The following is a 10,828-nucleotide window of genomic DNA, read 5'->3' as shown; positions in this document are numbered from 1 at the left end:
TCCTAAAAGAATAGCAGCTAGTTTTGCTATTGTCATTTTAGTGGGTTCTTTATTACTAAACTTACCTATCTCACAATTAGAGACATCACAGGCAACTTATTTTGATCATTTGTTTACAACTGTTTCGATGGTTTGTGTAACGGGATTATTTACTCAACCGGTCGCTTCTACTTATAATACATTTGGTCAAATCATTTGTATGTTCTTAATGCAAATTGGTGGGCTTGGTTTAATGAGTATGATTGCCTTTTTCTTATATGATTTTGGTAAGAAATTATCTTTAACAGATAGATTAGCTTTACAAGATAGTTTAAATCGTGATGATACAAAGGATTTTAAAGATTATTTGAGAACGATTTTTAAATATACGATATTGATTGAGGGCATAGCTGCTATTGTTCTTTCTTATCGTTTTATTCCAATGTTAGGAGTTGGTAAGGGAATATTTACAGCGATTTTCTTTGCAATTTCAGCTTTTTGTAATGCGGGATTTGATAATTTAGGAAGTAATAGTTTAATTGATTATGCAACAGATCCTTTATTATCAATCGTTATAGCGACATTGATTATATTAGGAGGAATTGGTTTTGCAGTATGGTTTGATGTGAAAAATTCTCTTTCTTGTTATCGTCGTTCGCTTCAAAATAAACATCATAAATCATTTTATCAACGATTACATTATCATACGAAAGTAGTTATTTTATTAACGATCGGAATTTTGGTAGCAGGAACTTTCTTAACATTGATAACAGAGTGGAGCAATCCTGATACAATTGGAAATTTGAATTTCGGAGAAAAATTATTAGTGAGCTTTTTCCAAACTGTGACAATGAGAACAGCAGGATTTGCAAGTATTGATTATACCAAGGCAAATCCATCTACTTTATTACTCTATTGTATTCAAATGTTTATTGGAGGCTCTCCTGGAGGAACAGCAGGTGGTGTAAAAACAACAACCGTTTTAGTGGTGTTATTATTTATTCGTTCTGAAATTTATGAGAAAAAGTCCATTAATTTTAGACATCATACAATTTCCTATGAAATGGCTCGAAAATCATTAATGATTTTTATAATCTTTACCGTATTAACATTAAGTAGTGTATTTTTATTAAGTATTACGGATCCACAGGCTCCATTATTATATACATTATTTGAAACGATATCTGCTATGTGTACAGTAGGAGTAACGGCTAATTTAACACCGACTCTATCGATGTTCGGACAAATTATTATTATGTTATTGATGTTTATCGGAAGAATTGGACCATTAACAGTTTTATTAAGTTTTTCAAATCGTAATAAACAAGGGTTACCGATAAAATATGCGAAAGCTCCATTATTAATTGGATAGAAAGTAGGAATATATATGACAAAAACAGTAGGAATCTTAGGATTAGGCTTATTTGGTACAACCATTGCTAAGCAATTAAGCCAATATGACTGTGATATTATTGCAGTAGATAGTCAAGAAGAGAATGTGAATCGCTTAGAACCTTATGTGACAAAAGGGGTTATTGCGGATATTACAGATATTCATGTACTAGAAGAAATCGGTATTAGTGATTGTGAAGTTGTAGTGGTCGCAACAGGAAGTAATTTAGAAGCAAGTATTTTAGCAGTGATGCATTGTAGTAAATTAGGAGTGCCAAAAATTGTAGCAAAAGCAAAAAGTAAAACTTCAACAGAAATCCTCATGAAAATGGGAGCAACTAGAATTATCACTCCTGAAAAAGAAACAGGCATACGTGTTGCAAAAAATATTCTCCATCATAAACTAGCAGATGTTATTGCATTAGATGAAAATATTTCCTTAGTAGAATTTTATCCACCATTATCATGGGTAGGAAAAGCATTAAAAAATTTACATTTACGTCAACAATATGACTTAAACTTAATTGGATATCGTACAAAAGAAAACTCTCCTTTAAATACACAATTAAGTGCTGATTATGAAATTCAAGAACAAGTGATGCTAGTAGCCATTATCGATAGTAAGCGACTAGAAAATGCTGATTTTTTGAATGAAGATTAAAAAAAGAAAGCTCTCTAAAAAGGGAGCTTTCTTTTTTCGTTTGCATTAACGGATAACTGTTTCAGTTTCAGCATCGAAGAAGTGTGATTTATTTAAGTCAAATGCTAAATCAACCATTTCTCCTGGGTTGTGGAAGTCACGAGCATCCACTTTAGATACGAATTCAGTGTCATCTACTTTAGTATATAACATTGTTTCAGCACCTAATAATTCTGATACAACAACTTCAGCTTTTACAGAAGATGAAGGATATGTTTCTAAAACGATTTGCGAACCTTTAATATCTTCTGGACGAATACCGAAGATTAATTCTTTACCATTGTATCCTTTTTCTTCTAATAGATTTTGTTTCGCTAATGGTAATTGTAAAGATAATCCTTTACCGTTTGAAATAACGCCATCTTGTAATGTTACTCTGAAGAAGTTCATTGCTGGTGATCCAATGAATCCAGCGACGAATACATTGTTTGGAGTATTGTATACTTCTTGAGGAGTACCAATTTGTTGAACGATACCGTCTTTCATAATAACGATACGGTCAGCCATTGTCATCGCTTCTGTTTGGTCGTGTGTTACATAAATAGTAGTTGTTTCTAAACGACGGTGTAATTTAGCGATTTCTGCACGCATGGCAACACGTAATTTAGCATCTAAGTTTGATAGAGGTTCGTCCATTAAGAATACTTTAGCATCACGAACGATTGCACGGCCTAAAGCTACACGTTGACGTTGTCCACCTGATAAAGCGGCTGGTTTACGTTCTAAGTATTGAGATAATCCTAAGATTTCTGCTGCATTTTTAACACGTTTGTCAATTTCAGCTTTGTCATATTTACGTAATTTTAATCCGAATGCCATGTTATCATAAACACTCATATGTGGATATAACGCATAGTTTTGGAATACCATTGCAATGTCACGATCTTTAGGAGCAACATCGTTCATAACAGTATCGCCGATTTTTAATTCACCTTCAGAAATATCTTCTAAACCAGCAATCATACGTAAAGTTGTAGATTTACCACATCCAGAAGGTCCTACGAATACGATAAATTCGCGATCTTTGATATGTAAGTTAAAGTCTGTTACTGAATAAAAATCAGCATTGTCATATTTTTTGTGAATATGATTTAATTCCATTTGTACCATTTTATAATCCCCTTTTGTTCTATTTATTGGATAATGTAATTATACTTGAAAAAGCTTTCAAAGCCTACAGTCTGTATGACTAAAAATTTTGTTTATTTTTTGTGCAACTTGCCTAGAAATAGGAATAACACATAGATGATATATTGAAATTTGTTTAAATTAGGAAATCTTCTAGTGTAATTTTACCCTTTCAATGTTATGATAGAGTAGAATAGTATAATAAGAAAAGGTGATAAAATGGAAAGAAAACGTGGATTTGAAATTATATCAAGTTATCAAGATAAAGGGATTAATATCCCAAAACGTTCCACAAAACATTCAGCAGGATATGATTTTGAAGCAGCAGAAACAATTGTGTTACCAAGTATTTGGAAGATGATTTTTAAATATTGTGCCGTTCAATTAAAACAATGGGTATATCGTAGCGATAGAGAAGTAGTGGAAGCTGAATTAGAAAAAGAACAAAAAGTATTAAAACCGATTTTAGTTCCTACAGGAATTAAAGCGTATATGCAAGAAGATGAATATTTACAATTAGCAAACCGTTCTAGTAATCCATTAAAACACTTCTTAGTATTACCAAATGGGGTAGGAGTTGTGGATAGTGATTACTATAATAATGAAGGAAATGAAGGACATATTTATTTCCAATTATTGAACTTTGGATTATTTGATAAGGAAATCCAAAAAGGTGATCGTATCGGTCAAGGAATTTTCCATTCATTCTTGAAAGCAGATGAAGATGATGAACAAGAAGCGAATGAGAGAACAGGTGGATTTGGTTCATCAGGCGTTCGCTAGAAAGGAGTTTTTATGGCAAAAGCAACCGTTAGCTATCTATGTTCAGAATGTGGGTATGTTTCTCCTAGATATTTAGGGAAATGTCCAAATTGTGGACAATGGAGTACGATGGAAGAATATAAGGAAGTTACGACAAGTAGTACTAAAAAACAATCTTTAGTGAGTCATTCTGAAGAAGAAAATCGAGCAAAACCACTTCGTATTGATCAAGTTGCCTATGAACGTGTCAAACGTGTAGAAACTTCAATGCAAGAATTAGATCGAGTATTAGGTGGTGGAGTAGTTCCTGGTTCGCTTGTATTAATTGGTGGAGACCCTGGAATTGGGAAGTCTACTTTGTTATTACAAGTATCGAGTCAATTACAAAAAGCAGGTGGCAGTGTTTTATACGTTTCAGGTGAGGAAAGTGCTGCACAAGTAAAAATGCGTGCAGAACGTTTAGGAATGCAAGCAGATGGATTTTACATTTATCCCGAAACAGATTTACAAGCTGTGGTAACACAAGTCGAACAAATAAAGCCAGACTATGTTATTATAGATTCGATTCAAACAATGGCGCATCCGCAAGCAACAGGAATTGCAGGAAGTGTTTCTCAAGTAAGAGAATCAACTGCCACATTGATGAAATTAGCGAAGTTAAATCAAATTGCGATTTTTATTGTAGGACATGTAACAAAAGAAGGAGCGTTGGCAGGTCCTAGAATGTTGGAGCATATGGTGGATACGGTATTGTATTTTGAAGGGGAAAAACACCATAGTTTTAGAATTTTACGTTCGGTAAAAAATCGTTTTGGCTCAACGAATGAAATTGGTGTATTCGAAATGATGCAAGATGGATTAAAAGAAGTTATCAATCCGTCAGAAGTGTTCTTAGAGGAACGATTAAAAGGGGCAACAGGATCTGCAATTGTTGTGTCGTTAGAAGGAACTCGTCCAATCTTAGCAGAAGTTCAATGTTTATTATCTCCAGCAATTTTTGGAAATGCTAGAAGAACAACGAGTGGATTGGATTATAATCGTGTAGCTCTACTAATGGCAGTCTTAGAAAAAAGAGCCGGATTATTGCTACAAAATCAAGATGCTTATTTCAAATCTACAGGAGGCTTGAAATTAAATGAACCTGCGATTGATTTAGCAATTGCGATGAGTATTGTTTCAAGTTATAAAGAACAGGGAACAGTTGTAGATGATTGTTTTGTAGGAGAAATTGGATTAACGGGAGAAATTCGTCGTGTAAATCGTATTAGTGATCGTGTCAAAGAAGCACAAAAATTAGGGTTTAAACGAATTTTTATTCCGAAAAATAATATTGATGGATGGGAATTTCCAAAGGGAATTGAAGTTGTTGGAGTTTCCTCTGTGAAAGAAGCCATTCAAAAAGCATTTTAATAAATTCATTAGATAAGGAAGGTGAGTAAAATGGATTTATCTGTAAAAGGTCAGCTTTTTGCCAAACGGATGATGATCCTCATATTTGTGATTTTAGGAGGCAGTTTAGGTGTGACCTATTTACCAGCATTGTGGGATTTAATAGGAATCTCAAATGAATGGTTAAATTCTGCTGTGTGTAGTGCATTGATTGGTGCAATTATTTTCTTTTTTATTTCTTTATTATTAACAAAACCTATCATGGCAGGATTTAAACGTTTAGAAAAAGTAGTCAATCAATTTTCAGTTAGTTATATTATATTTGGTTTGCTAGGAACATTACTAGGGTTAGTAGTGGCTTCTTTTATTAGTTTACCATTAACGAATTTACAGATTCCAGCTATTACGCAAGTTGCGCCTGTAGTATTGAGTATTGTATTTGGCTATTTAGGATTTTATATTGGTACGAGCCGTAGGGGTGATTTTCAGAAAATTATTTCAGTAAGAAAAAAAGTAGAAGAGCCTCAAGTGTTGGAAAGAAAAGTGGATGATGCTTTCCATAAATATAAAATTTTGGATACGAGTGTCATCATTGATGGACGAATTTATGATATTGCGCAAACTGGATTTTTAGAAGGGGTATTAGTCATTCCAGTATTTGTACTGAATGAATTGCAATATATTGCGGATAGTTCTGATAGTGTGAAACGAGTTCGTGGACGTAGGGGATTAGATATTCTGAATGCTTTACAAAAAGAATCGAAAGTTCCTGTTGAAACATATGATGGAGACTATGATGATATTACTGAAGTGGATCGTAAGTTAATTCGATTAGCTAAAGCGATTGATGGAGTCATTATTACGAATGATTATAATTTGAATAAAGTCAGTGAATTTCAAAATGTTCCTGTCTTCAATATTAATGCATTGGCAAATGCCATTAAACCTGTTGTAATTCCTGGAGAAATGATGAAAATTCAAGTCATCAAAGCAGGAACCGAAAGACAACAAGGGGTTGCTTATATGGATGATGGGACAATGATTGTAGTCGAAGATGGTCAGTATTATATGAATCAAGAAATTGACGTTATTGTAACAAGTGCATTACAAACAGCAGCAGGTCGAATGATTTTTGCAAAACCGGCTCATTCACAAAAGAAAATGAATAAACCAGAAGACTAAAATTTAGACAGTGAGAAGAAACAAAAATGTTTTTTCTCACTTTTTTTGATACAAAAAAGTGACTAAAGTCATTCTTGTTAGTGACTAAAGTCAGTAGGCGAGTGTAGGAATAATTTGTATAATAAGATTACAATAAAGCGAAGGGAAGAGAGAGTATGATGACCTATCAAAAAGGAAAAGAAAAAATTGTAATCATTCTATTAGGAATACTCTTAACTTTTGTTTTTTATAAACTTTTCTTACATTAATAACTATCAATATATAAAGGAGAACAACTATGGCATACGTTGAAATTAAATCTATTACAAAATCATTTGATGAAAAAAAAGTGTTAAATCAAGTATCTTTTGAAATTATGAAAGGGGAATGTTTTGGTTTATTAGGACCTAATGGTGCTGGTAAATCAACACTGATTGATATCATTACTGGATTAAAGAAAACAGATCAAGGAGATATCTTGATTGATGGGATGTCAATTAAAGAAGATGCCTTAACGATTCGACAAAAATTAGGAGTTGTTCCACAAGAATTAGCAATTATTGAAGAATTAAATGCTGTAGATAATTTAACATATTTTGGTGGACTATATGGCTTATATGGGAATATGTTAAAAGAGAGAATTGCAGAAATTCTAGCAGTAACTGGGTTAGAAGAAAAGAAAAAAGAAAAGGTAAAAACTTTTTCAGGTGGGATGAAGAGACGATTGAATATTGGGATTGCGCTCTTACATCAACCAGAATTTTTGATTTTAGATGAGCCAACGGTTGGTGTTGACCCACAATCGAGACAGCATATTTTTGACTTTTTAGAAACCTTAAATCAACAAGGAACTACTATTTTATATACTTCGCATTATATGGAAGAAGTGGAAGCATTATGTGACCGTGTATTTATTATGGATCTTGGGGAAGAAGTAGCGTATGGAACAAAAGAATATGTGAAGGAATTAGTAGGTTTAACGTATTCTATTGAAGTAGTACTGGATCGTATTCCACAAGGATTCGAGCAAGTGGTTCTAGATAGTGAAAATGGAATTCAAGAAGTAACGATTGAAAATCGTCAAATGAATTTAGTTGTGGATCGTTCGATTTACTCAATGATGAAATTTATTTCTTTAGTAGAAGAAAACCACTTAGTCATTAAAAAAGTTTCAGTCAATGAAACAACATTAGAGGAAGCTTTCTTGAAATTAACAGGGAAAGCATTACGAGATTAAAGGAGAGTAATATGAAATTTTGGTATTTTTTAAAAGCAAATCTTCAGATGATGTTCAAACAGTTTCATATGCTGTTTTTTATGATTGTATTAGCGCCTTTAGTAATAGGATTGTTTATTAATTTTTCAGGGAAAAATATCATTGAACGTAAACCGAATAAAGTAGATACTATATTATATGTAGAAAATCAAGATCAAGAAGTGCTAGGGAATATTGTCCAAAAAACGCTTGAACAATTACATGAACGAGAAATTATCGCCCTTACAACTGATAAAGAAAAGGCAGAATTGATTGCTATTATTCCAACAGATTTTTCCAAAATAGTATCAGAGGGACAGCAATCAAATCCAATTCAAGTACAAAAGAAATCAAAAGTTTCGACGAGTGATCAATTGACGTATGAAATGATTTTGAAAAATATTACTGGTCAATTATTCGAACAAGCAGAATTGAAGGAATTGGTGAAGGATAAAAAACAAGTGGATGATGCAACGGCAGCTGTAGTATCTACGCAAATTCTTCAAAAAACAAATGAGGTTCTTAGTACAGAACTCTATCAACGAAATGATTATCAAACGAGTCGAATGCTGACAGGTGAGCAATATTTTTCTACTGCGCAATTAACGATGATTTTGGCTATGGTTTTTTCAACAGTGGTGGCAAGTGCTGTGAAGCCTGAATTAAGTGGGCTAAATAAACGAGTGAAATTATTACCACTTAGTGTTCGCCAAAGAGAAACATATGGATTGATTTCGAATTTTATTCAATTTTATCTTTTTGCTTTATTATATGTAGGAATTTGGAAGCTCATTAATTCATCAACTTTTAATGGCAATTTATTGGGGATTGCAGGAATTTTAGCGATTCAATTATTTGCAATATTATCGATAGCAGGATTTGTAAGTATATTTATTACGGAGAAAACGTTAGGATTAGTTTCTTCTATTATCTCACTTGGATTTGTTCTTTTTTCAGGGGCAATTCCACTTGATAAAATGAGTCCAATGTTCCATTGGTTTGGAGATAATCCATTTAGAAGAGTATTGATTGAACCAATCATTCGTATGATGCAACAAGAATCTGTAGCAGAATTTATGATCATTTATATTGTTATGATCATCGTAAGTTTAATAATTATGGAATTACAAATTCGTTGTTTACAAAGAAGGGAGGAATACTGATGGATTTATTAAGAGGGATAGGCTTTCATATTAAAAGAATCGTAAAGAGTCCAGCATTGATAGGTCAAATGGTAATTCTTCCAACAATAGTGACACTTTTTATGGTATTCATTCAATTATCGACTACAAATAAAAACAATACAACAACTTCTTCCTCAACTCCTTCATTAGCGATTGTATTGAAAGAAGGAAATGAAGAGTTTCAAAAAGAATTAGAAAGTTTATATTCTGAAAATGTTTTTTACACGGATAAAGAAAAAGCCTTAAATGATTTGGAAAAAGGATATATTCGAAGTGTGTATGTTGTTCCGAAAAATTTTGTTCAATCTTTAGGAAATGGACAAAAAATACAGATGGAAGTGTATAGTCGTCAAAAACAAAAAGAAGTTTTATTAGAACAAGATATGCAAGGAATCTTGCAAAAACAATTAGTCCAGACAACTCTTCAAAAAGAAGGCATATTAAAAAAGGGAGAATTATTCAAGCAAAGTGAAAATCAACTCGTTCATTTTGAAGAAGAAAACTCAACAACTGTAAGCTATGTGTTATTACTATTGTTAGTGATGTTTTATATTTTGTTTAATACATCTTCTATTTCGTTTGACTTAATTACTTTTAAGAAAAATTATGTATTGAAACGTTCATTATTAGCGCCACGTTCTAATGCGTGGATTACAAAGAGCTTTTTGGGTGCATACTTTATAGTGATATTTGTTGCGAATCTATTGATCATTTTCTTTATGGATAGAACGATGAATGTCGGTATTCCAAGTTGGTTTAACGTTTGTTTATTAGTGGCAAGTGGGATTATTTATAGTTTGAGTCTAGGATTATTTTTATTTAGAATATTTAAAAATCCAATGATAGCTCAGCAAGTAGGAGTTTTCGGTACTCTCTTTCTTGCGGGACTTGGAATGGCACCAAAACTATTTCAGTCTGAGATTATCGATATGGTGGCTCACTTTAGTCCAGTTTATTGGTTTGTTCAAATCGTTGATCGTCAAGAATTACTTCCAGGTATTCCAATGGTATTAGTGATGGCACTTGTATTCTTTACAGCAGGGAATTATCGTTTAGAAACTTATGTCGATTAATATAAAAAAGTATATCAATTGCATAGAAGTTATAATAATGGTAGGATGAATTGACAAAATTTAGAAACGAAGGAGAATTTATGCCAGTAGGAATTATAGTTGATTCAATTGCCATTTTATTAGGAGGATTTGTTGGAGGATTTGCAGGACATAAAGTACCATCTGAAATCAAAATTCAATTAAATTTAATTTTCGGATTATCATCTATGTTATTGGGAATCACTTCAATGGGGTTAGTACAAAATATTTCAACCGTAATATTTGCAATGATTTTAGGGACGATTGTTGGGGTGTCTTTTAAACTAGGACATCGAATTAACCAGTTGGGATTATTATTAGAACGACCTGTAACAAAGTTAATAGGTTCAGATCATGATGGATTAAGTCGTGAAGAATTTTTAACGCAGTTAGTAACGGTAATTGTGTTATTCTGTTTTGGTGGAACGGGTATTTATGCTTCACTAGATTCAGGAATGACGGGAGATCATAGCGTTTTAATTGCAAAATCAATATTAGACTTTTTTACGGCAGCTATTTTTGCATGTAATATTGGTTATGTTGTTTCATTAGTAGCGATACCACAATTTGCAATCTTCTTTTCATTGTATTTAATTGGGGCACAGATTTTTCCTTTAACAGATCCTGTTATGTTAGCAGATTTTAGAGCCTGTGGAGGAGTAATTATGTTAGCAACAGGAATGAGAATTGCAAAAGTAAAAATGTTTCCAGTAGCGGATATGCTTCCGGCAATGGTCTTTATTATGCCGATAAGTTGGGGATGGGTTCATTGGATTTTACCATTGAT

General features: G+C 32.7%; 10 protein-coding genes. 9 read left to right on the top strand and 1 reads right to left on the bottom strand.

Going from position 1 to position 10,828, the window contains the following annotated elements; translation table 11 throughout:
* Both RYL55_RS07350 and RYL55_RS07345 read left to right on the top strand, forming a co-directional pair.
* On the top strand, positions 1–1,351 hold a 1,351-nt coding region (locus tag RYL55_RS07350; protein WP_315008289.1), incomplete at its 5' end, for a potassium transporter TrkG.
* Between the two features lie 15 nt (positions 1,352–1,366).
* Positions 1,367–2,032 (top strand): TrkA family potassium uptake protein, encoded by a 666-nt coding sequence (locus RYL55_RS07345; protein WP_315008288.1) that lies wholly within the window; start codon positions 1,367–1,369, stop codon positions 2,030–2,032.
* A 45-nt stretch (positions 2,033–2,077) separates the two neighbouring features.
* On the opposite strand, the gene RYL55_RS07340 is transcribed toward RYL55_RS07345, so the two are convergent.
* Positions 2,078–3,181 carry a sn-glycerol-3-phosphate ABC transporter ATP-binding protein UgpC gene (locus RYL55_RS07340; RefSeq protein ID WP_315008287.1) on the bottom strand — a complete coding sequence of 368 codons (1,104 nt, stop codon included), beginning with the start codon at positions 3,179–3,181 and terminating at the stop codon, positions 2,078–2,080.
* Positions 3,182–3,418: 237 nt separating this feature from the next.
* On the opposite strand from RYL55_RS07340, the gene RYL55_RS07335 reads away from it, so the two are divergent.
* From RYL55_RS07335 to RYL55_RS07305, 7 genes are all read left to right on the top strand, one after another.
* On the top strand, positions 3,419–3,982 hold the full coding sequence (locus RYL55_RS07335) for a dUTP diphosphatase (protein ID WP_315008286.1): 564 nt from the start codon (positions 3,419–3,421) through the stop codon (positions 3,980–3,982).
* 12 nt (positions 3,983–3,994) lie between these two features.
* Positions 3,995–5,371 (top strand): DNA repair protein RadA, encoded by a 1,377-nt coding sequence (gene radA, locus RYL55_RS07330; RefSeq protein WP_315008285.1) that lies wholly within the window; start codon positions 3,995–3,997, stop codon positions 5,369–5,371.
* A 30-nt stretch (positions 5,372–5,401) separates the two neighbouring features.
* Positions 5,402–6,532 (top strand): PIN/TRAM domain-containing protein, encoded by a 1,131-nt coding sequence (locus tag RYL55_RS07325; protein ID WP_315008290.1) that lies wholly within the window; start codon positions 5,402–5,404, stop codon positions 6,530–6,532.
* 277 nt (positions 6,533–6,809) lie between these two features.
* Positions 6,810–7,748 (top strand): ABC transporter ATP-binding protein, encoded by a 939-nt coding sequence (locus RYL55_RS07320; RefSeq protein ID WP_315008284.1) that lies wholly within the window; start codon positions 6,810–6,812, stop codon positions 7,746–7,748.
* Between the two features lie 11 nt (positions 7,749–7,759).
* Entirely contained in the window at positions 7,760–8,929 is a 1,170-nt protein-coding gene (locus tag RYL55_RS07315; protein WP_315008283.1) for an ABC transporter permease, read from the top strand.
* Positions 8,929–10,023 (top strand): ABC transporter permease, encoded by a 1,095-nt coding sequence (locus RYL55_RS07310; RefSeq protein ID WP_315008282.1) that lies wholly within the window; start codon positions 8,929–8,931, stop codon positions 10,021–10,023. Before RYL55_RS07315 ends, RYL55_RS07310 begins: the two co-directional genes overlap by 1 nt.
* Positions 10,024–10,103: 80 nt before the next feature.
* A partial coding sequence (locus tag RYL55_RS07305) for a DUF554 domain-containing protein (RefSeq protein ID WP_315008281.1) occupies positions 10,104–10,828 on the top strand: 725 nt, incomplete at its 3' end.

The sequence above is a fragment of the uncultured Granulicatella sp. genome, assembly GCF_963515615.1.
Taxonomy (GTDB): Bacteria; Bacillota; Bacilli; order Lactobacillales; family Aerococcaceae; genus Granulicatella.
Note: the sequence above shows the minus strand (reverse complement) of the source record. Positions and strands in the feature narration are given on the sequence as shown.